Consider the following 24701-nt stretch of genomic DNA (forward strand, 5'->3'; position numbering starts at 1 on the left):
CACTATTTGTAACCTAAGGAGATTACATCAATGGAGATTCGCAAAGTTGGCGTTATCGGATGCGGACTAATGGGTGGGGGAATCGCCCAGACCTGCGCCCAGGCTGGTTATACTACTATCGTACGCGAGATCAATCAGGAGTTTCTGGATAAGGGAATGGCCCGTATTGAGGCTGCGTGGAAAAAGATGGAAGGGAAGGGAAAGTTAACTGCACAGCAGGCAGCAGAGACGCGCGAACACTTGCAAGGTACCATCAACCTGGAAGATCTGGCCGATTGTGATCTCATCATCGAGGCCGTGATCGAGAATATGGAAGAGAAAGTACGTCTCTATCCTGCCCTCGACCGCCTGCTTAAACCAGAAGCATTACTCCTCAGCAATACCTCGTCTTTAAGCGTTACTCAAATGGGTGCGGTCACCAAACGTCCTGACAAAGTTGCAGGCCTGCACTTTTTTAATCCAGCACCAGTCATGCAATTAGTGGAAATTGTGCGTACCCTCTCAACCTCGGATGAAACCATCGCTACTGTCCAACAGTTTGCTCAATCACTGGGCAAGACACCAGTTCTGGCGAAAGATACAGCAGGATTTATTGTGAATTTCTTGCTGATTCCTTATTTAATCTCAGCCATTCGGATGCTAGAAAATGGCACGGCAACTCGCGATGATATTGATACAGCGATGAAACTCGGCTGCGGCTATCCAATGGGGCCCTTTACACTATTGGACTACGTAGGACTGGATACAACGCTCTGGGCGGCTGAGGCGATCTATGATGAATATAAAGATCCGCTGTATGCTCCACCACCACTCCTGCGACGTATGGTGCAATCTGGCCACTATGGCAAGAAAAGCGGCAAAGGATTTTATGATTATCAATAGATAAGTGCGAGGAATAAGCGGCAGGGATGCCATCTGTAGATAAAAAAAGGTTGTGAGTTAAGCTCACAACCTTTTTTTCTTTAGTCTGCGGTTGCCACACGTGGCGGCAACGATCGACGCGTATTGTAACTACGGCGATCGCCCACATAGCGCTGAGGAACGGGTCGTACTTCATCAGGTTTATATGAGCCAGCTGCATCAGTATTGATGCCAGGAAAGTTAGGACCATAGTTGTAGTGGCCAGTCTCTGCAGGAGATAAAGGACCACGTGCAAACATTGGCACGCCTTTAACCTGTGGAACGCCAAACTCAGGAGTCTCGTTATAAAGATCAGCCGGTACGCGATCAAGATTGCGCTTCAGCAGATCAACTTCACTGACCTTCAGACGTACAACGTTATTAACAATCTCGTTTTCAATAAAACGGAGTGGCACATAATATACCTTCACGGAAAGACCACCACGATCGGCCAGAATATAATTGCCCAGTCGAGCCTGTAATGTACCCAGCGACTCACCATCTCTATCAATGATACTTTGACCAATTTGGAATTTTGCCAACTCTCCAGCTAGCTGCGGAGAAGAAATATATGTTTCTTCAGGTGCAGCCATCGGATCCTCCAGGGCCCATCCCAGAATACCGACAAGGACGAAGACAGCGCCAACCAGCGTCAACCATGGGGCATCGGGAATGAACAACAAGCCAATTATCGCCACCAAAATTGCGACACTGAGTAAAACAGGCCACAAACTTGGATTAGGTAAATGAACATGCGGTTCTTCCTCAGTAGCCAGTGCCTCCTCCTCATGATCTGAGACGAGAGCACTCTCTCTATCGTCTATGGCGGGATTCACACGTTGAAGAGAACTATCCATAAGCATTTCCTCTAGAATGTATTAAGATCTGTGAGGACGAGTATTCCCAATAAATTGTCCTGCTCTTAACAATAGCACAAATCCCCATTTTTGACCAGAGTATAGTCCCTCCACAACGTTCTCATCACGCTCCAACTCCTCCATTTCTTGTGCAAAATTGATCGATGTTATCCTCTTTTGTTCGCGCAAGTGGATGTCAGATCTTTCCTCTCTCAAACAGCATAAGAGGGGTTAGGAAAACTCTCAGAATACGTTTGTTTAGGTAATAAATGTATCACCTAAACAAACTACAATATCGGGCCATTTGGATCAGCCGGCAGTCTAACCAGAAATGTTATACCATTGTCGGCATAAAGCTCTGCCCAGAGTTGCCCGCCATGTAGCTCAACAAACTGCTTGCTGATCGTCAGACCAAGACCCCAGCCCGGTAGACCAGCCCGCTCCACCACAGGATCACGATAAAAAGGCTCAAACAGACGCTCTAATTGCTCTTGTGAAAGTGTAGGGCTATCATTATGGACCTGCAGGAGAAAAGAGTTGTCCTCTGAATGCACGTGCACCTTAACTTTACTGTTTTCCGGCGAATATTTCACTGCGTTATTCAATAAATTTATCAGAACTTGAGCGAGGTATTTCTCGTCGGCCTGGAGAAGAAGAGGAGAAGGGGGGCAATCGAGATCGATTGAACGATCCGAAAGTGCCTGGACGTCTTCTACCGCATCGCGACAGATAGTTACCAGGTCACACGGGGAAAGCTGGAGCGCAGCAGCCCCTTGTACATATGCACGGCTCAGATCAAACAAACTGTCTATTAACTCTTGCAGATAATATGCACGTTTCCTGGTCACCTCCAAATATCTCTGCAGGGCGGCCCAGTTTTCCGGCGTTGGGCCAGACCTGTCAAGGTGGGAAGAGAGCCATTGCGTCCGACCAATAATAGTAGTCAACGGTGTTTTCAATTCATGTGCCGCTCGTACGAGCACGTAGGTCTTCAGGGCATTGGCTTGTTCCAATTGTTGCTGGCTGCGCTTGAGTTTTAGATGAGCTTGTTCTAAGCGCACGACCGTCGCAATCGCTGTGAGTTGGAGGGCAATAAAGGGTCCTATGATAAGCACATCCCGGGGGATATCGGTTGTAAGAGTGTTTGGGGAAATAAATTCAATCACAACGATCAATCCGAACCCCAGAGCGACCAGAGCCGGGCCGGTCCCCCATACCAGAGCAACCAAAATCGCGAGGAGACCAAAGGGCGTTCCGATGAAGAGTGGTACATCAGGGATACCTTCATCGGCCTTTTCTATCAACAGCAGAAAACCAACAAGCAAAAAAGCTGCGATATATCCCATGAGAGGGCTGCGTAGCCAGGTAGGACCCTGTAGTTTGTTCTTAATATATTGAAGCCGCTCTTTGATTTTCGGGGGTTCTGTAGCCATGCGAATAAAAAACCTCGTTGACCTTTCACACTTTCGTCCTAATTTTGTAAGACGATAAGCAACCTGCAAATGAGTATATACAACCAGTTCGCATTAGAAATATCTGTCAATAACTGAACACTGGAGATCGTTTGAAAAGGAGACATCCAGTCAGATGAGATAAACTTGGGATATGAAAGCTAAATCGGAAAGGTTCTGTGCTCTGCCGTGAGCTCAAAGCCCAAGGGTATCGTGGGTCAGAACGTGCAGTCCATCGGTATCTCACGTACCTGAGTGCCCAGACATCTTCCAAGCAGAAACCACACAGCATTCAGCTCCTTCTCTCCAACAAACGGGTCACCTGCTTGCTGGTGAAACCTCCAGAGGAGCTCGATGAGCAAGAATAGCAGGAACTTGGAATGCTTCGGCAAGCGAGTGCAACATCGGAGCAGGTCTATCATCTGGTTCAAGAGTTTGGGCAGATGGTTCGTCAACATCAAGGAGATCAGCTGGATCACTGGCTTCGTGCAGCCAATGAAAGCAGTCTTTCAGCATTGCAGTCCTTCGCCTCAGGAGTCCAATGGGATTATGCTGCGGTGCGCGCTGGATTGACCTTGACCTACGGTAATGGTTTGCTGGAAGGCCAGATCAATCGGTTGAAATTGATCAAGAGGAGTATGTATGGGCGCACCAACTTTGATCTCTTACAGAGAATATGGCGAGAAAGCCCCGTCCATTCATGGCGGGGATGAATCGCCCCATCGACGAGCAATGGGGAACATGAAATACACCCAGGCATGAGAACTTGCGTTCTTCTTTTCTTTCTGCTAGAATAGCACCGTGTGGGTTGAGAACACGTAGAGGGAGCGAGTAGCGTGACGCGGACGAAGAAACAGCAAGAACCTCGAAAACAGCAAAAAAGGGCCAGCCACGCCCACCTTTCTGCTTGAACTGCCACTAGTGGTTGATGCCGGGCAAGCCGCTCGCGTGCGTGCCCACTTGGAAGCCGCCCGTCAGCTCTACAATGCCATCCTTTCCGAGGGCCAGAAACGGCTGCGATGTTTGCGGGCAGACCCGGCATGGCAGCACGCCCGTGCCCTGCCTCCTTCCCAAAGGAGTGAGCGAGCGGCTGCCTTTGCAGCGGTGCTCAAGGCACATGGATTCACGGAGGCTGGCCTGCATCAGGCGGTCAAAGGGCTGCGCGTGGGCTGGATTGCCGAGCACATCGAGGCCGTGCTGGCTCAAACCCTGGCGACCCGCGCCTACCGCGCCCTCAACCGTGTCTGCCTGGGTCAGGCCAGGCGGGTGCGCTTCAAGAGCCGGGGACGTGGTTTCTCCAGCATCGAGAACAAGCGCAATGATACCGGACTGCGCTTTGTCCTGCAATCGCCTGAGGAAGGGAATGGTGGGCAGTTGCTCTGGAACGGGGACCAGCTCCCTGCCCGCATCGATTGGCAGGATGAGGTGGCGGTGCATGGGCTCAGGCACCGCATCAAGTATGCTCGCCTCGTCCAACGTGCCGCCAGTAGTCCCCGAGCCGCCGGAGCCGATGCGTTCGGGAACCGCTATGTAGTGCAACTGGCCCTGGAGGGAACGCCCCACCACAAACTCAAGCATGCCATGGGGCAGGGCGTCATCGGAGGAGACCTGGGACCCTCGACCCTGGCACTGGTTCCGCGGCAGGGAGAGGCAAGCGTGCAGGTCTTCTGCGCCGAACTGCTCCCCGATGGCTGTGGTCTCCGTCGTCTGCAGCGGCAGATGGAGCGGCAACGGCGTGCAGGCAATCCCGAGCACTATGAAGAACAGGGACGCATCAAGCCACAAGGCAGCAGGAAGCGGCACTGGAAGCAGAGTCACCGCTATCAGGTGACACGGCGGCGCAAGGCGAGCAGAGAACGCAAGCTGGCGGCCCACCGCAAGAGCCTGCACGGGCGTCTGGTGCACCAGGTATGTGCGCAGGGCAGCACCATCATCATCGAAAAAATTTCGTACAAAGCGTGGCAACGTCAGTATGGCAAGAGCGTGGGACTGCGAGCCCCGGGAATGTTTGTGGATCGGTTGAGGCGCACCGTTGCAAGCACGGGCGGCATCCTTGTTGAGGTTCCCACACGCACAACTGCGCTGAGCCAATGGTGTCACGGCTGCGGTCGTAAGGTCAAGAAGCCCCTCTCCCAGCGCTGGCATCACTGTGCCTGCGGGGTGGGACCGGTCCAACGCGACCTGTATTCGGCCTTTCTGGCTGCCTATCTCGATCCAGCAGATCCCATTCCCTCGTGTGCCCAGTACCAAGCGTATTGGGAGGGTGCGGAAGTGCGCCTCGGGGCAGCACACGAGCGTCTCATCCAACGTGCGAAAGAGAGGCAGGATCTGCCTCGAAGCTTGGGTATCACCCGAGCCAGAGCGCGTCTGCCCGAAAGTCCAGAGGAACCCCTACAAGAGTCAGCGGTGGTGCTATGGCAGGCACGGCTGAAAGCGTGGGATGAACCGTTGGACCCCCCGCCGCTTTAGCGCGGGGAGCTTCAGGTCTGAGGGTTTTATGTACATCTTGATTCACGAAACTTGGTGGAGAAACAAAGTGGATGTCAACTGCACACCCTCAAGAGAAAAGCCCCCGCTAGAGCAGCCTGAGAGGCCTGCTCTAGCGGGGGCTTTTCTCTGTTATGTCGTATTATCAACAATAGCACAAATCCCCATTTTTGACCAGAGTATAGCCCTCAGGTGCCCAATGTCCACCGTTCGCATAACACCGTGCTCGCCATTGAGCCGACGAAACGACTGCTACTTTATTCCTTTACCGGTTGGTAAGTGAGGATCACCGTACCCGTACTGGTCGCCTTTGTGGAGATAAGTTTTAGTCTCTTAAGACTCTCTCCATCTTTGAAAAGGCGCTTTCCACTCCCCACAATTGCTGGATGGACCATCAGGAGCAGTTCATCTAGCAGCCCTTGTTCAAGGAGTGAGTGAACTAGTGTGGGGCTTCCAGCCACACCAATGTCCTTGCCAGCTTGTTGCTTGAGTAAAGTCAGTTCCTCGGCGAGATTTCCCTTGATAAGTGTCGAGTTGTTCCATTCGACGTTTTTCAGAGTGTTTGAGACAACATATTTAGAGACGTTGTTAATATAGCTGGCGAAGGGCTCATCAGTAGAGGTAGGCCAGTATGAGGCCCAGTCTTCATATGTCGCTCTTCCCAGAAGCACGGTATCCTGAGAAGCGAGTTGTGCCGTCAGAGCTTCCCCCATCTCCTCATCGAAGTGTTCTTGCCATTTATTAGGAGCTTCAACAACACCATCAAGCCCAATAAACAAACCTGATACGATTTTTCTCATCTGTTCTCCAATCCGTGAATGCTATCTAGTGGTTGCAATTTACAAGCTGTTGTCGTAGAACAAGGAAGATGATACATCAAGAGAATGGCGTTGTCTTGTAAAAAAACGAAAGTTGCTCTGCTCGGCTATGATGAATGAGTTGAGAAGGTGTCTGTCCAATGAAGCGCTGAAGAGATCTTGTCAGATGGGGCTGATCGTAGTATCCCGCCTCCAGAATGGTATCAAGGATCGAGACGCCTTGCTGTAGGAGAAGGGTGGCATAGCGGGCACGTTCGATCTGGCGAGCCATGTTCTGGGTGATCCCAGTTGCTTGTAAGAAGCGATACTGGACGGAACGTAGCGAGAGGTCTTTGTAATGCCCCTGTAAGGCGGCCCCGATGATGGGATCGCGAACCAGTAATCCAGAACGCACCAGACGGTTCACAAAGACGTCTGCGTTATCATAGGTAGGAAATTGCCATGCAGAACCAGAGAGCCAGAAGGTGTTGCTTGCCGCTTCAGGTAAGGTTATCCCTGTATCAAGGAGATTTTTGGTAGGTAGGTGCGGTAAAAACGTGCCCAACTTCAAGAGGATGCCAAACCACTCCCCGTCAGATGGGCTATCCCCAAGAAACGTAGCTTTGGTCTCTGGACCTCGCACTGTCATCGTGATCTTGCCATGCAGTTTAGTGACCACCAGTTCACAGTGGCTCACGGCAATCGAGAGAAACGGAGCTGCACCCTCGCTATGGCTGCGCCAGATTCTTTCAACAAAAGGCGAGTCCGATGGCCTTTCTTCATCAAATATAATCATATCTCTCCTTCCGCTTCCAGGCTGAATTCGTTCTCTATATTAGCACAAATGTTCTGATTACAGAAGGGGGTCCAATCTTCTGTATCTATCCCACTCATGAGTCTCAGGAACAAGCAGCACACCTGCGATAGAGGTCTCAGGGCGTTTTAAGGGCTGATGAAAAAGGTGCAGTGGGACATCTCGTGTGCGGTCATCTAGCGGAATTTAGAAATTGTTGTAGCGTTGTGGTTAAGGGAAGTCGTTCTTGAATTTTTTGTAGCACCTCTTGTATATACTGTTGATAAATGCTATGCGCATTCTTGATCACAGAGACAGCCATTTGTAGTTCGTCAGCGGTTGGCTCTGCTGTACTGGCACTTCCAATTGTAGTTCTTTGCTCAAGCACCAGCATCTTGACTAAAGTATTCTTTGCGGGCAGAAGGTTGCGCTCCGTATCAGCCTGTTGAGCAGATGCATTCTTCAATTGCAGCGCGACTCCATACAAATATCCCAATAAAGCGAATTGTTCATCCAGTCCCTTATCAGCATTTGCACAAATTGCTCCAAGTTGACCCACCAACCTCATCAAGATACCGCCCCTCAAAGTCACCTGCTCCAGGGACTCTGAATGCTCTATCTCTATAAACACCTTCTGCTCATTCAGTAAAGTTAAACGTTGCCCATTCTGAATTTCAAGAATAGTTGCTTGCATTAATAGAAGTAATTTTACCAGTTGTGCAGAGGCAATCATATTGGAAGATAAAGCCAGGATTGAGCGTTGCGCAAGAGCCAATAAAGCGGTGGATACATTTAAGACACGAGCTGATCCCAATCGCTGCACTATAGCTGTCTGATCCTTTTCTTCAATCGTATAAAGCAAACCAAGAGCAACTGTAAAACATGTTATTGCAACAGCAACTTTCTCTGCAATATCAGTATCAATCTCAGGTTCTATACATTGAGTAATCAAGAAAGGAAACAGTAAGCAGATAGTAGCATACCATCCAATCCCATTCTTCCAGTCATCATCAGATAACAGTTGTTCTGGATCTTGAAAAGCCTGGACTACATCTGCTTTTAAATTCACATCAAGCGATGACAATAACACATCCAAACGTTGCAACAGAATTCCTTGCTGTAAAGCAAATGGCTGCAATATAGAGTCAGTCTGATTACTCATTGAACTGCAACTTTCTACTATTGGCATAGAAACCAATCACTTCGGTTCTCTACTACAAAGAACAAGGATTTTTGACCCTTCGGGAAAAAGCTTGAAAAGTTAAAATATTCAAATACATCATACTTGCAAACAAAAGTAATTACAAGTAATCAAAAGGGTTTTAGACCCATAAAAGTTATCTTATGGGAGATAACTCAAACTCTTCCTCGCAACCTAATCTGTTGCACACGCAAACCTCATAAAAACAACCATAGGTGCAAGAGAGAAATAAATATATAATTGTTTAACTATCATTCAATTTATATAGTGATATTACTATACGCATCTTAAAAATAGAAGTATTTACTCAATCCTGTGCTTCTTATAACTACTAAATATGTCCATAAATTTCTACCTCTCTAACAACATCGAATCATCCGTTTAATACTCCTATTATTGATATCTTTTTTGCAATTATACGTTCTATACACAAGAAGATTTTTCCTGCTATGCAATTTATTTCATCCCTGGAAATTATTCCAGTCTGATTGCAGCATTTTATTTTTTTGCCTGTGCAAGGTTGCACTCATTACTGAATACAACTCATTTATAGGCTTATCCTATGAATAGCCTATAGCAGCTTGCGCCGCAATCTGGCCGTTCTATCGTTGTTTCAATAGGAACCAGACTTGCTACGTTGGTGGGAAAAGCCAGAAAGCCTTCGCTCACTGTTCAGGATTTATCAATGGAGATGACACAGGTATGAGTAAGCTGGAAGTACGCAATGTTTCAAAGTGGTTTGACAATAAGCTCGCCGTAGATAATATGAGCTTCACAGTGGATGATGACGAACTTTTTGTCCTACTTGGCCCATCCGATAGCGGCAAAACGACCATTCTCCGCATGATTTGTGGCTTTGAAATTCCTGATGAGGGAAGTATCTTGCTCAATGGCAATGATGTCACAGATCATGAGGTTGCACACCGCAATATTGCTGTTGTCTTTCAAGATTATGGGCTCAATCCAACGATGACGGTTTACGATAATATCGCCCAGGGTCTCCGCTTTCGGCGTTTACCAAAAGAAGAAGTCGAAATGCGCGTGATCATGGTAACTGAGATGTTAGGATTAAAGGAGAAGCTTCGGCGTCAACCAAGAAATCTTTCTGGTGGTGAATTACAACGTGTTGCCATCGCTCGTGTAATGGTTAAGGATGCTGATCTCTATCTTTTCGACGAACCGATTTCTCAATTAGATCCTGGCACACGACGGCATACGCGCCAGGAAATTTTGATGGTCCAACGCATCAAGAAAAAGCCTGGCATCTATATTACTCAGGATCAATATGAGGCGTTTAGTATGGCGAATCGTATTGGCGTAATTGCCAACGGTCGTCTGCAACAAATTGGTAGCCCAGATGAATTGGTACAAACGCCGGCTAATCTGTTTGTAGCTCGTTTTCTCAGCGATCCCCCACTGAATACCATTGAGGGTTATATTCAACTGGTTAACACACGCTATCATTTGAGAAGTGAATGTCTAACTATCTCGTTCCCTCCCCAGTGGACATCGCTACTCGCACGACTTGGTCCACAGTCTAAAATCACCATGGGTATCCGACCTAGCATTATTGTCCCCGAGTGGGCATTTGCTTCTCTGAAGAGCACACCCAGGGTTATGATGCGGGCCCAGGTCATCCATTCTGGACCGTTAATGGGGCGCCGTACGGTCCTGTTGCGTGTAAGCCAAAATATAGAGATTACAGCAGAGTTTAAGGATAATGTAGCCGTTCGAGATGGTCAGATTATCACCGTCGCCATTAATCCAGATAAAATATTTTTCTTCCATCCTCATACCGAGGAACTGCTTAATCCTACCCATGCCTCCGTTTTTAGCATGCATTGATATCTGCCTCTTTGACTTGGACTGGCTCTAGATGGATTGTCCAATAAGCAATTAGAGACCAGTTCAAGTTAAAGATTTGAAGGCGGTATCCACTCATGTGTCTCAACTAATTTCTTCCCCTTGCGCCAACGCAAAACGATCTGAGGGGCGTCCTTGAGCTGACGATCAGACGACCACGGGGCCACTGGTGCCATTACTAATTCAGCCAACCCCAAGAGAACAGTATCATAATTGACGCGCCATCCTCTAAAATCATTCCAGGCTTGCTCACGATCCGCTACCAGCGGTACACCGGCAGCAGCTAATTGATCGAGTGCCTGCTCGAATTCGCCACGTGAGATACTAATCGGATCAGCTAAAGTTGGATTGACCTTGTAAGGAATACGAAAAAGATCAGCAATATAGCGTAAGGCGAGATAACCTGCGCGGATACAGAGATCTGCCTGGGAATCGCGGGGAGTATCTACAGCAGACAGTACCAGAGATGCAGCGTCCAGGACGGCTCCTGACGCGGTAATCCAGGAACGGTGGGGCTGGGGTGAGCGAAAAAAAGTTAGCGCAGCCAGGGAAGTATGACTCTCTTCAATATCCACAAACCATTTTTCCCAATCGGTCCAGATTTCATTCAATTCAGATAAACGCTTCAAACGCGTATAACGAATAATCATTTCAACCGCGCTAGGAGGTGAGCCTGCCCTTACTTCTAACATCGTGACATTTGCTTCACGCCGCTCAAAGGCAGAGTAAATAGTTGGAAGATAGGCGATTAATAATGCAATCACAACCAGGCCAATGGTAGCTTCAGAAAAGACCAGAATTGTTGTAGCTAGATTATCAACAACATAAAAGCCCAGAGTAAGGAGAGATGAACCACTGATTTTAAAGGCTTCATACAACACTTGTCCATCAACGGCCCAGATCATACCTAGATACCCGAGCTGAATACATACTAACCAGACAACTAAAAGTGACAGCAAACATACTGGAGCATACAGTTCCATGGCTCGGTCACGCTTTTCAAAGCTGGAGAGCCACTTAATTCGTAATTCAAAGAGGTAACGCACGGTAATAAAGACAAAGCGATTCAAGCCATCTGGCGCACTACGCGGGAGCACAAAGGTGCGTAGTGCGGACAGAAACGTGGCGATGACGATAAGAGCACCCACCCCGAAGGCTATGACTTTAAGCAAAAATAAAAGGATTATTGGCATGATTCTATTCTGCACCATTCAAGCTAGTAAAAACCTCTGACTCACATTTCTTCGTTTCTCATCATACATGAATGATGCAGAAATATACAATAGTCAAGCGCTACACAGCCACACCGATATCTCCAAGTAAGAGGTTTTTTTCATAGATACGCCGAATAACATCTTCAATATCTGGCTCCTGAAAGGTAACATCACGTAGCGCATAACACGCGCCCAGCCAGGAGATGAGCTCGTGTGCGGGAATAGCCTCACGTCTAAAACCAAGTTCTAATTGTGGCCCGTCCAACTTTATCAGACGTACACCTTCCGGCAGGTCAGGTAATACAGGTAATCCATCTTCACTCCTGGACAGAGTGGCCATTCTCGCCATTTCGGCGGCATCCAGGACTGCGACAAGGATGCGCTCTCCTCCAAAACGGGCTTGAATATCTTTTACCGTACCATCATATAACTTGCAACCATGATCAATAATTACCATACGCGGACAAAGCGTCTCGATATCATCCATATCATGAGTGGTAATCAGTACAGTAGTTCCGCGCTGTGTGTTAAGTGAGAGTAAGAATTCACGGATACGAGCCTTAGCTACAACATCCAGGCCAATCGTGGGCTCATCAAGATAAAGCAGTTCGGGCTCATGTAGCAGGGCGGCTGTCAGATCTCCGCGCATACGTTGTCCCAGGGAAAGTTGACGTACGGGCGTATCAATAAATTCGTCCAGGTCCAGCATCGCTCTCAGTTGTTTTAAATTCTCACGATGACGCGCTTCCGGTATGCGATAAAGATGTCGTAATAATCGTAACGAATCAATCAACGGCAGATCCCACCAGAGTTGTGTGCGCTGTCCAAAAACGACACCGATACGGCTCGTCAATTCACGTCGCTGCCGTATCGGTACAAGTCCGGCCACACGCACCTCACCACTTGATGGGGTTAAAATACCTGTGAGCATTTTGATGGTCGTACTCTTGCCAGCCCCATTCGGTCCAACCAGGCCAATCATTTCTCCACACTGCACCTGTAGGGATAGATCGCGCACAGCCGAAACCATCCGCACCTCGGGATCCACAACGCTACGCAGACCACCAAATAGGCCAGGACGCCTCTTGGCTATGCGAAAGTCCTTCTGTAAACCTTGAGCTTCAATGATCATTTCCACTTTATGACTGCCTTTCCATTGCTTAATCAGTGCAATATTTTTTTACTTCTAAGCCCAAATTTGGCATGCAAACTAACTGCCTGTACTCTGATAATGGCGCACGCCAAAGGTCCAGAGCCAGCCAGAGATTAATGCAAACAAGAGTGCGACTAGAGGGGAGGCAAAGGCCAATTCTATTGGGAGGCCAAATGGCAAGGGCCGCCCTAGTAAATAGCATACAGGTACGTATGAAGCAAAAGCTACGGGTACGATGAATAAGAAGAAGCGCTGCAGCACCTGATGATAGATTGTTAATGGGTAACTCAACATCTCACGACTACCATAAGTCAGGATGTTGGTGACTTCTGTGGTCTCAACGGTCCAGAAGCACAATGTTGCTCCTAACAATAAAATGGATAAGAAGATAATGGTGCCACTTATGATGCCAACACCTAATACAACCAACCTGAGAAATGTCCAGTGCGGTGCTGGTAAAAAGTGCAGTGAGAGGAAAAAGGCCAGCACCCCTTGAGTGATCCGTCCCAGACGGCGCAGGCGAAAATCGCTGCCAATCACCTGAATAAATGCACTGACTGGCCGTAATAGCACGCGATCAAACTCACCTCGATTGATTAAAATGGAAAAGTTGTCAATACCTGCGCCAATTAACTCTGATAAACCAAAACTTAACGACATTACCGCAGCCAGCATAGCTACCTCACCAACATGCCAGCCAAGCAATGTTTTAAACGGGACAAAATAGAGTAGAAGCACGACAAATTCTAGTCCTGTTACACCCAGATAAGAAATGATGTCCACCAATAAATTCGTTTTATATTGCAACTGTGTTTGAATCTGCATATGCAATAAACGCTGATAAAGTTTAAGGTCATCAACAAGATTGTGGAGCATTTCGATCATCCTCCCTGAGCTATTACATGACGTCGTGCGACATGGGTCAACCATTGGACAAGGCATGTGGCAATGATTAACCAGCCAAGCTGTCGCGCAAATTCTAACCAGAGCAGGGTATCAGGAATTTTCCCAAGAAACACCTCTACGGGCAGACCCATAAAAGCACGGAAAGGGAGCCAGTTGATGATAGACTGGAGCCAGGCTGGCAAGAGGGGCAACGGAATATAGCTTCCGGTAAAAAATTGACCAATGGAGATGGCAAAGGTCACAATTGCACGAGCTTCAATAATCCAGAAGGCAACCAGATTATACAGAAAACGATATGCGATCCCCAGCATAGCTCCCAGTGGCAAAGTCAGACTAAAAGCCAGCCAGGTTTGCCAGTTCAGCGGTATACCTAAATTAAAAATAAGCATACCAGCCAGATAGGTTGGTATGCCTCTGAAAATGGCATAGTATGCATTCCGTCCCATTTCACGGCTAAACCAGTAGAGATAGAAATCACAAGGTTTGCTTAAGTCAGATACAACATCCCCTGTCCGGATAGTCTGCATAAGATCGGTGAAACCAAAGGGTAAAACAACCATGAGAATGGCTTGCATCATCCATGTATAGCGCAGGGTATCGTGGACATCGTAACCTGCTACATCATGCCGAATAGCATAAAGTGCGATGATGATATAGCTTACGATCAAAGCAAAAAATATATTTGTACACAGGCCTGCCAGGTTGGCCCAACGATAGATCAGCTGGCGCCGAAAGGCTGTACCTGCCACCTCCCAATAGAACCGTAACATCGTCTTCTCCTATCCAATAGTGAGCAAGCAGAAAAAAACCAGGCTCCTGATAATCAGATCCTGGTTGAAACGCTACAAATTTTTGACATGCAAATACGCAGGCTAGCGGCAAACTACCCTGTAACACCTGTTATCGGCAATTAATTATTACCAATCTCAGGATGGAAGGTTATTATAGAGGAAATGCATATTCTCGTCAATACACCTATCAAATGTATTTTCAGACCAGATGCAATCATCTAAATATGTGAATGTTAGAGTCATTCATTCTCTCCAACTGGCTCTGGAACAGATGGATAAGTATGATAAGAACTTAGATCAGATAAATGTGATCTGGTATCCTGAGTTGGGTGGGCACGTTCTAACGGGAGTTGTTGATGGTGATAAAGACGGTTGGAGATTAATGCACTATTGGAGGTCATCGCTACTTGCATAGCCTCGATCAGTTCCTCCAAACGCTCAATGCTTTTGGCGGTATGCTGGGTTGCGGCTGCGCTTTCATGTGAGGAATACAATGTGTCAGTAGCTGGAGAGATGCTCGCTTGCGATAAAGAAAGTTGTAGCGTTTTAATCTGGACCTGTAATGTCTGTCCTAGCTCTTTTAATGCTGCCAGGACTGTTTTTTGGAGTATATCTACACGCCCTTCAAGAGCTTGATCAACTAGCACCGCCAATTCTTCCCAGGGAATTTCGGCCTGTACTTCAATAGTATCAAATTCGGGCTGTCCATCGATTGTGTAAGGTGTAGCAAATTCAGTATTGGCGGATGCTGTCATGGAACGCTGCATCATTTGTTCAATGGCAAGTAGTTGAGCTGCCAATGCATGCTCTATTGTGTCCTCATAAACCTGTTGTTGTTGCTGCTGATGTAACTCAAATGCATGTTCAAGTGCCTGAATGAAGGTGGTCTGCTGGCTATCAATTTTCTGTTGGATAACTTCGTGGGTACGTGTATGCTGATCATTCAGCCGTTGCGATACTGTATGTAATAAATCATGATGGAGTGTGATTACCCGCTGCTCAAATTCACGTCGCATGGCTTGCAAACGTAAATCAAAGGTCCGCTCCAATTCGCGACGCTGCACCAACAGCTTTTGCTCCATAATTGTATTGAGCGATTGTAGTTCATCTTGCGTAAACGCCATTGAACGGTACCTTTCCCCTTCTCCTGCATCCATTCGTTGGTATGCATTGCGGCTTATATGACAGCGAACATTTAAATTGTGCTTTATATAGCCAGCATAACCACTATAAATTTTTTAGCAGTTGATTGGCTCACCAGGCTTAGTCTGATTCTTTGGTTGGACACGATAACAGGGCACGCCTTGCTGCCCCTTTAGTATAGAAACAGCATAACAAGGTGTCAACGTCTTTAGAGGATCAAGCCCAAGTTGGCTATTCAACACGCTTCATAACTCACAACTATCAGTAATAATCCGGAGGAATAACGTGATCAGTGATATTCTTTATACTGTAACCTGAGGAATTATTTATAGCTTTCAATGAATTATACATGCTGAAATACTATATAAAATGAAGTCACATATCTATAAATTCAACATTACACACATAAATAAGTGGATAATGTGCACATTACAATATAAAGCTGGGACTTGTATAATGCACTTAGTAGGATGGAAACCTTACAATGAGGCAAGGAAGCCTCAAATACTCTTTTGCCGCAAATTCTTTCAGCGCCCCAGACGGGTCCTGTCTTGGTATGTTCTTGATTCTCTCATAGAAAATTTTTCACCTTTCCCTCCTTTTAAAGAATACTTGATAAATTTCTCCTGACCCCCCCTTATGCATTGTCCATAAATCGGATATAATTTTAAATGGTACATTCAATACAGCCTCTCTACGCAAAGGACGCGCATGGTGAACGATAAATTAATAGGTAGCCAGCTTGGCAGTTATATCCTCGTGGAATTATTGGGTCACGGGGCATTTGGCAGCGTCTACCTTGGAAAACACTTTCTGCTGGAGCACAAGCCTCCTGTCGCGATCAAGGTGTTAAATACAACCTTGAATACGCAGGAGGAAGTTGATCGCTTTTTCCAGGAAGCGGTAATTCTCGACAAATTGACTCATCCCAATATCCTGCCTGTGGTGGACGCCAATCTGTATGAAGGCTACCCCTTCTTTGTGGCGGAATATGCTCCTGGAGGCTCTTTACGCGATCTTTTGGATACTTTTAATGGAGCCCCGATGCCTTTAATGGATGCGATGCATATCTTGAATCAAGTTGGTCAGGCATTGCAGCACGCCCATGATCTGGATATTGTTCATCGAGATCTCAAGCCTGCCAACATCCTGTTCAACGCTGAGGGGAATGCCTTGCTGGCCGATTTCGGTATTGCTATTCAGGTGCAAAAAACACGCCGCGTCGATGAGATTGGTACACCACCTTATATGTCACCAGAGCAGTTTAAAGGAAAGATCAGCAAGAAGAGTGATCAATACGCTCTAGGCTGCGTCGCCTATGAATTACTGACTGGACAACAATTGTTTACAGCCGATGATCCTTACACAATTGGCTATAAACATATCTATGAGCAACCGGTGTTGCCGCGTGACCTCAATCCAGATATCCCAGCAGAGATTGAAGAGGTCATCTTGAAGGCGCTTTCAAAGGAACGTGATGATCGCTTTGAGAACGTCGCGGACTTTATTATCGCGCTACGCGGGGCAGTAGGTTTACCGATAACTCAAAGTACTCCATTGCCACCACTACGCAATCCGCAACCTGCTATTCCATCCAAATTTGATGGCATCAAAACCCCTGGGCAAAATACACCACAAAGCGATGATTTGAAGGGGCATCAGACCTTTCAGGTTCCGGATCATCATCGGACGTTGCCAGCAACTGGAACCAATCCAAATCCAACTCCTATTGTACGTCCTCCGGCTCAGACACCAATCGCCAATCGTGCACGCGCGCAAGCTTCTTCAAACAGTGGAAGCAACAATTCAGCACGCACAGTGTTAGCCTGGTCGGTAACTACAGGTCTGGATCATACTTATTATTCAGAACCTGCCGTGCTTAATAGCGTCGTTTATGCTGGCACCTATACCACGACAATTGATAATCCACTAAAAGAAGCTAATCAGTTACGTGCGTTAGATGCTCTGACTGGTCAACAGCTCTGGGCAGTAACAACAAATTATGGCATCTATGATGCTCCTGTCATCGCCAACGGCATTGTCTATGTTTGTGCAGGCAACATTAATCAGCCAGGGGAAGTTTATGCGGTCGATGCTGCCAGTGGTACAATACTATGGTCCTTTCCCACCAGCGAGTTTATCAAGATACGGCCAACAGTTGCCAATGATATTGTCTATGCTTATCCAGATCATGCTGTTTATGCCCTGGATGCTCAAACGGGCAGTGAAATATGGGCAGTAACCATCAAAGCAGGTCTGGCTCATCGACCAGCCATTGCCAGCGGCCGAATGTATCTGCTGACAGAACGGGGCTATTGCTATGAGTTGGATGCACTAACAGGTCAAAAGCTGGAAACGTTTGCTGACCTGGGCGAAATCCATGCCGCTGAGACAACTGTTACTGGTATCAATTGTATCTGCTCTTCAGAGGATGAACTTTACGCCATTGATATGCAAACGCAACAGAGAATCTGGAGCACACGCCTGGATAAACAGATCTCGGGGGACTTGATACTGCGCAATGGTGTGGCATATGTTGGCTCCCATGGGGGCTTTGTCGGAGACTCCGCCAATACAAAGCTCCACGCTATCAATACGACCAATGGTCAGATCCTCTGGGTAGCTCATCTCAGACATGAAATTGAGTCGGCTCCAGTCGTTACGGACAATAATGTCGTCTACGTCAGCACCTTTGGACGCGAACTCTATGCGATTGATGCCCAAAATGGGCATATTCTCTTTACCGCTAAGATAGGGAAGGGTCGTATCAATCGTCCTGCCGCCGAACAAGGCATGATTTTTGTTAGTACCGGCGAAATGCACGCTCTGGAAATCAAATAAGGCTTACCAGAACCATGAGGAAGCATCTTTTAGTAAGGTGCTTCCTCGTGACGACTCTCTTTAGTCATCCATAAAAAGTGCTCTAGCCAGAAGAAATGATTTGCGCATATGGAAGATTTAACTATCAGTGAGGTTGCCAGACAAGCTGGAATACGTCCATCAGCTATCCGCTATTATGAGAGCATCAATGTCCTGCCGCAACCACACAGGGTCAACGGACGACGACGCTATGATGCAACGGTGATTGATCAGCTAACGTTTATTCAGATCGCTCAGAAGTTGGGATTTACACTGACTGAGGTACAGTCGCTCTTCCAAAATCGGGATGAGGAGGTCCCGCTTTCAGATTACTGGCAAAGTCTGGCGCAGCAGAAACTCACTGAGGTAGATACGCTGATTCAGCAAGCGATGAGCATCAGAAAATTATTGGTTCGAGGCTTGCATTGCAACTGTCCTAATCTAACAGACTGTATTAATTGCGTGCTTACCAATTGCCATGGTCCTCAACATGCCACAAAATCAATGCGCCTGAACCGAGTCGATTCAGTCACAGGTGAACTCCAACAACATTAGCACACATGTAGTACACCAACACAGCCTATAAAAATCAGAGAAGCCGCTCATTATCCCATTCAACATTGAGAAGACAGGCACTATGGCGGCTACACCGGCACATGCTAAGAGCGCACGGATAGTCAGAGGAGGATAGATGGATTATACATTGAAGGTGGTCGGCAACACAATTACTTCTTGCCCCGGCATTAATACCGTCTTGAGTCCTTCGTCACCACTGATTAATTGATTATTGACAAAAATTCTGACATGCTCTCGAATGCTTCCTTGCTCGGTACATAACTTTTCCCAGACCTGGGGATGCTTTTTGTGCAAAGCATTGAGCAACTGCTCCACCGTTTCAGCTTCAACCGTGATCTGACTTTTCCCTCCACTATATGCACTTAATGTTGAAGGTAAACGAAGGGTGGCCGTTGCCTTGTCTGCATGACTCATATACACCTCTTTTAGATAACCCTGGCATAACTTGTTTGCGGTATTTATATACCTAATCCACAACTTGGTGCAAGTATACGGGGAAGTCCGCAAGATTGCAAGTGTTCAATCAGGCTCGGGTGCACACATAGACTGGCGACTGGATTGTACAGGCAAACAGATACATTGTATTGACATCCCACAACAGATGCTGTTATACTGCGCATAGAAGTTTAGTAGATAGTAAAATTTTTGAGGTGCTGATCGTGACCATTTCCTGCAAACTACGCCTGCTGCTGGCCAGAGCGAATGTTGAACGGGCAAGGATAGGTGAACCTGCATTGAGCCTACGGCGACTGGCTGATGAGAGCAGTGTATCCCTTAGTGTGCTTGCAGCACTACATACGGGTAAAAGCCAGCGCATAGATTACACGACAATTGATCACCTCCTCACCTATTTTAACCGCTATTTCCTGGTCACCACTGATGATCTTCTCAATTGGGAACGTGCTCCTGAGCACAATCTTCCCTTGTATCCTAAAAAGGATACCCAGAAGACATCTTATGCATGACTATTTGATTGTTAGCAAGAGGATATTATGGCAGTTCTTATAAAATCACGCAAAGAAATTGATAAATTACGCGAGGCAGGCCGTCTGGTGGCTGAAACCTTTGAAGTTCTTCGCCCACATGTAAAGCCAGGCACAACCACAGCAGAGTTGGATAAAATCGCGGAGGACTATATCCGCAGCCACAATGCTATTCCCATTTATAAAGGGTATGGAGCCCATCCAGGTGGCCATGGTCGTCCTGCAATCCCACCGTTTCCTGGCACTATCTGTGCTTCGGTTAACGAGGTGATTTGTCATGGCATTCCTAGTGACAAACAAGTTTTACAGGATGGCGATATTATTGGCGTCGATATCGGCGTCATCCTCAATGGCTGGGTCGGGGATTCCTGTATGACGTATGCAGTAGGCAATATAGATGAAGAGTCCCAGCGTCTGATGGATGTGACGCGAAAATGTATGGATTTAGGTATTGAGCAGGCACGCCATGGTAATCGCCTGGGAGATATTGGCGCGGCTATTCAAACCTACGCTGAGTCAAATGGCTTTTCGGTTGTCCGCGATCTGGTCGGCCATGGTGTTGGACGTTCATTGCATGAAGATCCTAATGTCCCTCATTTTGGACGTGCTGGCACTGGCATGCGTCTGCAAAAAGGTATGGTCTTCACCATCGAGCCAATGATTAATGTTGGCACCTATGAGACAAATACTCTTGCAGATCGTTGGACCATTGTTACTGCTGATCGCAAACGCTCAGCTCAGTATGAACACAGTCTTGCCGTTACCGATGGTGAGCCAGAACTGTTGACCGTTCTGTAAAACGCTTCAAGCGCTAAAGCAGCCGGGAATTCCAGATAAATGCTAATTCTGGATCCTGGCTGCTTGGCGTTTAGTCGTTCCAGACAATGGCAACTTTGCCTGTAAGGCCGCTATCAAAAAGTTCGTAAGCTTCACGAGCTTGCTCAAGTGTGAAGCGATGTGTCACCATCACATCAGGATGCAGTTTCCAACGTACCAGGTGTTCAACCAGTTCCTCCATTTGTTGAATACTACAGACCCAGGATCCATATAGGGTGAGTTGCTTATGGATCAGGAGTGGACTGGGCGCAAAGGAGACGGTCCCACCTTCTCCTACGTACACAACACGTCCCCACTCACGTGCCGCTTGCAAACAAAGGTGGCGTGCATCTGCATTACCAGAGCAATCAATAGCCACTTCAAAACCATTGCCATTGGTTTTAGCCTGCAATTGGCTTAATACATCACCCTCTTCCGGACCTACCACTTCAGCAATTCCCAGTCTTCGTGCCAGTTCACGGCGTTCTGCGACATATTCAACGCCAACCACACGTGCTCCCATGGCCTGACAGAGTAATGCGGCGCCTAAGCCTACAGGACCTAATCCGGTAACCAGTACATCATCTCGGCCAGAGACGCCAGCACGCTGACAGGCCGCATAGGCTGTACCAACACCACAGGCCACCATTGCTCCGTCCAGGTAGGTTAATTCAGCGGGCAAAGCAACCAGGGTTCGTTCTTCCGCAATGACAAATTCAGCATGACCACCATCACGCTGCCAACCATAGGCGGCTCTTCCATGGTTCTCATCGGTACAGCTAATCATCCAGCCACTACGACAATTTCGACAGACACCGCAACCAGCAATATGATAGATAACGACTCTATCACCAGCCTGAAAACGCTGAACACCTGGTCCTACACGTTCAATGATGCCACACGGCTCATGTCCTGCAATCACTCCTTGATACGCCTCGGCTCCAACCCCTTGATCTGTCGGGCGATAAATTGCGCGCAAATCACTACCACATAAAGATGAAGCCTTCATACGCACAAGTACCTGCCCGTGCCCTGGCTCCTGCACCTCAAAGTCTCGTATATCAACCTGTCGATTCCCTGGTAAAACGACACCTTTCATTGTAGACATACTCATAGACCCCCTTCAATATAATTCAGACGATAAGATAATTATTTAAGGCGCATGTTCCAATCCTTCAGAAGGATAAAACTATCTCTTTCTTTAGAGTTGTTACTAATACAGGATACAACAATTATTCCTATTAGTGGCAATATATAATGAAACCTACTTATGTATATGCAGGCACATGTTTATGTTTACGTGCCAGTACTATATTGCTCGACTAGGAGCGGCTTTACGAACTTCTTCGAGAGCTACACCAACGGAATCGACAATCACGGCGCCAGCCTGGACTATCTGTTCAAAACAATGCAATCCCTGGCCGCCTGTATAGTCACGTGCCGCCACACTCTTTAGCAGCTGCTCTATGCTCGCTCCTGCGGCTCTCAATTCTTCACCAGGCACACAAGTTGTGTTAAATGGTGCAGTTACTAAGACTATATGTAATCCATTATGGGCTGCGCGGAGCGCTTCTTGCATAAGAAGCAGGTTGCCTGGCCCAATCGCGGTAGGACAGAGTAGAAGCACATCAACCTGTTGCAGACGTTGCCGTACTTTGAGCATTGACGCTTCTGAAATTGGTGCATAAGGCTGCTCGGTAATCACATCTTCAGCCAGGCGCAAAGCAAGGGTGTGATCGCTATCACCAATATTTAAAGCTCCTATGCTAAATGGAATATGCGCATCCGCTAAAGCTCTCATCATTAACTCGCCAGAACCACCACCTGCGATAAGATGAACTGCTGGCGCTGGATGCGGGGATTGTTTGGAAGCTTCTTCTGCTTGTGCTGGAGGTAACACACTGAGATGCTCAGCACCACGTAGGATACCTATCTGGACTTGCACACCGTAGACCCGACTGAGGAGTCCGGGTTCGAGTACTTCAGCGGGACTGGCATCTGCGACGATACCACGTTGAAAAAGGATCAGGCGCGGAAAGTAGCGTGCGGCCAGGTTGAGGTCGTGCATGGCGGCGATGATGGTCATCTTTCGGTCCTGGTTAAGCTGTTGTACCAGTTCAAGTGTCTCAATCTGGTATTTGATATCCAGGTGCGCGGTTGGTTCATCTAACAAAAGGATGCTGGGCTGCTGAGCAAGCGCCATGGCGACTGTAACACGCTGACGCTCTCCTCCACTGAGCTCATTGAAGATACGTTCACTTAAAGATGTGACACCTGCGGCCTGCATGGCATCTTGAATAATGGTGCTATCATGCTCTTTACGAGAACCAAAGAAAGATGAGGTAAAAGGGGTGCGACCCAGGCTCACCATCTGCTCAACCGTATACGTAAATGGCATATGGAGCTCTTGCGGCACAACAGCAATCCTTTGCGCCGCCTGGCGACGCCCCCACTGGGATAGAGTCCGACCTTGCAACAAGATCTGGCCTCGTCTGGGCTGAAGCACTCCACTTAACAAACGTAGTAAGGTGGTCTTGCCTGAGCCATTTGGTCCCAGTAAACCAATCATCTCTCCTGGCGCAACCGAGACAGAGACATCGTATAGCAAATCCTGTCGCTTATAACCAAAGGAGATGCCTTGCATTTCCAGAATAGGTTCGGGCCTGACTGCCACTAACTTTTTGCTCTCTACCATTTGTATTCTCGCTTACTGCTACGCAATAAAAATAAGAAAAAGGGCGCACCTACCAGAGCGGTAAAGACCCCAACGGGTATTACTGTTGGAGCCAGCAGCACACGAGCCAACATATCCGCCAGCGTCAAAAAGATTGCTCCCCCTAGAGCGGATGCCGGTAGTAGGGTCCGATGACGAGGTCCGAGCAGCAGGCGCATGCAATGTGGTGTGACCAGACCAACAAAACCAACCAGACCGCTGATCGAGACCGCGGCGGCAGTCAGAAGCGAGGCCACAATGACAATCAGAAACTTGGTTCGCTCGACATGCAGGCCCAGGTGCGCTGCCGCTTCTTCTCCCAAAGCAAAGACATCTAAGCGATTGGCTAGCCAGAAGGCGAGGAGTAATCCGAACAGGACAATACCGGCGACAACGGCCAGTGACTCCCACCCGACAATGGCAATTCCGCCTGAGAGCCAGTTATATAAACCAAGAATGCGCCCAAAGTCATTGGAGGGCCAGAGATTTAAAATCAAGGTCTGGCAGGCTGTCAAAATGGCGTTGACGACCACGCCTGCTAATAACAACATAATGACTGGCGTCTGGCCACCAGAACGCGCCAGCGCATACACAAAGAGAACGGTCAGTAGCGCCCCGACAAAAGCCAGTACGGGGGTTAGAGGAAACAGACTTCCATAAACAGTATCAAACGGTAGCACAAAAGCGATAGTGGCTCCCAGGGCCGCGCCCGATGAGGTTCCCATCAAATAGGGATCCGCCAGCGGATTACGCAACATCCCCTGGAAAAGGGTTCCAGCCACCGCCAGGGCCGCTCCTACCAGGACTGCCCCTAATACTACCGGCAAACGTACCTGCAAGATAATAACATCTAGCGAAGCATCCCAGGTGACGGGAAAATGAAATAGTGTCGTACCATTCAATAAGATCTGCACAATAGTGCTTATAGGTACTGATACCGAACCAAAACTGACCGAGGTTAAGATCACAGCGATCAGCACAATTACCAGACTGCTCAACACAAATAGAGGCAAAACACGCCGTGGAGATGACGGCACGGGCGCGGGCGCTGCTGAGGTTGGGCGCGTTACCATCTTCATAACAAAATTGCTCACTTTAATTTATAGAGCGAGAAGGAGAGCAATGGCCTGGATCAGCCACCTGGAGGAAAACATTGAGCGGCATGCACACAATGGTCCTGGTTCACTCCTTTGACGCG

22 protein-coding genes are annotated in these 24701 nt (G+C 47.8%); 8 read left to right on the top strand and 14 right to left on the bottom strand.

The features are described from left to right. Positions 1 to 30 precede the first annotated feature (30 nt). On the top strand, positions 31 to 882 hold the full coding sequence (locus EL633_RS00730) for a 3-hydroxyacyl-CoA dehydrogenase family protein (RefSeq protein ID WP_126625359.1): 852 nt from the start codon (positions 31 to 33) through the stop codon (positions 880 to 882). Between the two features lie 80 nt (positions 883 to 962). Here the strand turns inward: EL633_RS00730 and EL633_RS00735 are convergent, their stop codons facing one another. Next, positions 963 to 1757: a hypothetical protein gene (locus EL633_RS00735; protein ID WP_126625360.1), complete on the bottom strand. Its 795-nt coding sequence runs from the start codon at positions 1755 to 1757 to the stop codon at positions 963 to 965. Positions 1758 to 2044: 287 nt separating this feature from the next. Further along, positions 2045 to 3190 (bottom strand): sensor histidine kinase, encoded by a 1146-nt coding sequence (locus tag EL633_RS00740; protein ID WP_126625361.1) that lies wholly within the window; start codon positions 3188 to 3190, stop codon positions 2045 to 2047. A 398-nt stretch (positions 3191 to 3588) separates the two neighbouring features. Between EL633_RS00740 and EL633_RS00745 the strand changes: the two genes are divergently transcribed. After that, positions 3589 to 3921, top strand: coding sequence for a transposase (locus EL633_RS00745; RefSeq protein ID WP_126625362.1), 333 nt, complete (start codon positions 3589 to 3591; stop codon positions 3919 to 3921). Positions 3922 to 4129: 208 nt separating this feature from the next. After that, the gene (locus EL633_RS00750) at positions 4130 to 5677 is read left to right on the top strand and encodes an AAA family ATPase (protein WP_246039061.1); all 1548 of its coding nucleotides are present in this window, start codon (positions 4130 to 4132) and stop codon (positions 5675 to 5677) included. Positions 5678 to 5952: 275 nt separating this feature from the next. Here the strand turns inward: EL633_RS00750 and EL633_RS00755 are convergent, their stop codons facing one another. From EL633_RS00755 to EL633_RS00765, 3 genes are all read right to left on the bottom strand, one after another. Continuing rightward, complete coding sequence (locus EL633_RS00755) at positions 5953 to 6495, bottom strand: dihydrofolate reductase family protein (protein ID WP_126625363.1); 543 nt, start codon at positions 6493 to 6495, stop codon at positions 5953 to 5955. A gap of 76 nt (positions 6496 to 6571) precedes the next feature. Continuing rightward, positions 6572 to 7288 carry a helix-turn-helix domain-containing protein gene (locus tag EL633_RS00760; RefSeq protein WP_126625364.1) on the bottom strand — a complete coding sequence of 239 codons (717 nt, stop codon included), beginning with the start codon at positions 7286 to 7288 and terminating at the stop codon, positions 6572 to 6574. A 190-nt stretch (positions 7289 to 7478) separates the two neighbouring features. Then, complete coding sequence (locus EL633_RS00765) at positions 7479 to 8447, bottom strand: isoprenoid biosynthesis enzyme family protein (RefSeq protein ID WP_161981839.1); 969 nt, start codon at positions 8445 to 8447, stop codon at positions 7479 to 7481. Between the two features lie 741 nt (positions 8448 to 9188). Between EL633_RS00765 and EL633_RS00770 the strand changes: the two genes are divergently transcribed. Next, positions 9189 to 10331 carry an ABC transporter ATP-binding protein gene (locus EL633_RS00770; protein WP_126625366.1) on the top strand — a complete coding sequence of 381 codons (1143 nt, stop codon included), beginning with the start codon at positions 9189 to 9191 and terminating at the stop codon, positions 10329 to 10331. 68 nt (positions 10332 to 10399) lie between these two features. Here EL633_RS00770 and EL633_RS00775 read toward each other — a convergent pair whose 3' ends face one another. The 5 genes from EL633_RS00775 to EL633_RS00795 all read right to left on the bottom strand — a co-directional run bounded on the left by EL633_RS00775 (position 10400) and on the right by EL633_RS00795 (position 15537). Continuing rightward, on the bottom strand, positions 10400 to 11542 hold the full coding sequence (locus EL633_RS00775; RefSeq protein WP_126625367.1) for a hypothetical protein: 1143 nt from the start codon (positions 11540 to 11542) through the stop codon (positions 10400 to 10402). 100 nt (positions 11543 to 11642) lie between these two features. Then, entirely contained in the window at positions 11643 to 12695 is a 1053-nt protein-coding gene (locus tag EL633_RS00780; protein ID WP_126629297.1) for an ABC transporter ATP-binding protein, read from the bottom strand. 78 nt (positions 12696 to 12773) lie between these two features. Then, the gene (locus tag EL633_RS00785) at positions 12774 to 13592 is read right to left on the bottom strand and encodes an ABC transporter permease (RefSeq protein WP_161981840.1); all 819 of its coding nucleotides are present in this window, start codon (positions 13590 to 13592) and stop codon (positions 12774 to 12776) included. Positions 13593 to 13597: 5 nt separating this feature from the next. Continuing rightward, on the bottom strand, positions 13598 to 14392 hold the full coding sequence (locus EL633_RS00790) for an ABC transporter permease (RefSeq protein WP_126625369.1): 795 nt from the start codon (positions 14390 to 14392) through the stop codon (positions 13598 to 13600). Between the two features lie 260 nt (positions 14393 to 14652). After that, a complete protein-coding gene (locus EL633_RS00795; RefSeq protein ID WP_126625370.1) occupies positions 14653 to 15537 on the bottom strand; it encodes a hypothetical protein in 885 nt (294 codons plus the stop codon). A 730-nt stretch (positions 15538 to 16267) separates the two neighbouring features. On the opposite strand from EL633_RS00795, the gene EL633_RS00800 reads away from it, so the two are divergent. Further along, on the top strand, positions 16268 to 18397 hold the full coding sequence (locus EL633_RS00800; protein ID WP_126625371.1) for a serine/threonine-protein kinase: 2130 nt from the start codon (positions 16268 to 16270) through the stop codon (positions 18395 to 18397). Positions 18398 to 18505: 108 nt separating this feature from the next. Beyond that, a complete protein-coding gene (locus EL633_RS00805) occupies positions 18506 to 18970 on the top strand; it encodes a MerR family transcriptional regulator (protein WP_126625372.1) in 465 nt (154 codons plus the stop codon). A 141-nt stretch (positions 18971 to 19111) separates the two neighbouring features. Here EL633_RS00805 and EL633_RS00810 read toward each other — a convergent pair whose 3' ends face one another. Beyond that, positions 19112 to 19405, bottom strand: a complete 294-nt coding sequence (locus tag EL633_RS00810) for a MoaD/ThiS family protein (protein ID WP_126625373.1) — start codon at positions 19403 to 19405, stop codon at positions 19112 to 19114. A gap of 245 nt (positions 19406 to 19650) precedes the next feature. Here EL633_RS00810 and EL633_RS00815 point away from each other — a divergent pair, with 245 nt between their 5' ends. Together EL633_RS00815 and map are read left to right on the top strand one after the other, a co-directional pair. After that, positions 19651 to 19956 (top strand): XRE family transcriptional regulator, encoded by a 306-nt coding sequence (locus EL633_RS00815; RefSeq protein WP_126625374.1) that lies wholly within the window; start codon positions 19651 to 19653, stop codon positions 19954 to 19956. 27 nt (positions 19957 to 19983) lie between these two features. After that, positions 19984 to 20772, top strand: coding sequence for a type I methionyl aminopeptidase (map, locus tag EL633_RS00820; RefSeq protein WP_126625375.1), 789 nt, complete (start codon positions 19984 to 19986; stop codon positions 20770 to 20772). 70 nt (positions 20773 to 20842) lie between these two features. Here map and EL633_RS00825 read toward each other — a convergent pair whose 3' ends face one another. The 3 genes from EL633_RS00825 to EL633_RS00835 form a co-directional block, all read right to left on the bottom strand. Next, positions 20843 to 21889: a zinc-dependent alcohol dehydrogenase family protein gene (locus EL633_RS00825; protein WP_126629298.1), complete on the bottom strand. Its 1047-nt coding sequence runs from the start codon at positions 21887 to 21889 to the stop codon at positions 20843 to 20845. Positions 21890 to 22099: 210 nt separating this feature from the next. Beyond that, on the bottom strand, positions 22100 to 23485 hold the full coding sequence (locus EL633_RS00830) for an ABC transporter ATP-binding protein (RefSeq protein ID WP_126625376.1): 1386 nt from the start codon (positions 23483 to 23485) through the stop codon (positions 22100 to 22102). Next, positions 23479 to 24582, bottom strand: coding sequence for a FecCD family ABC transporter permease (locus tag EL633_RS00835; RefSeq protein WP_218027394.1), 1104 nt, complete (start codon positions 24580 to 24582; stop codon positions 23479 to 23481). The genes EL633_RS00830 and EL633_RS00835 overlap by 7 nt, the downstream gene beginning before the upstream one ends. Positions 24583 to 24701 lie beyond the last annotated feature (119 nt).

It is taken from the genome of Dictyobacter alpinus (assembly GCF_003967575.1).
Classification (GTDB): Bacteria; Chloroflexota; Ktedonobacteria; order Ktedonobacterales; family Ktedonobacteraceae; genus Dictyobacter; species Dictyobacter alpinus.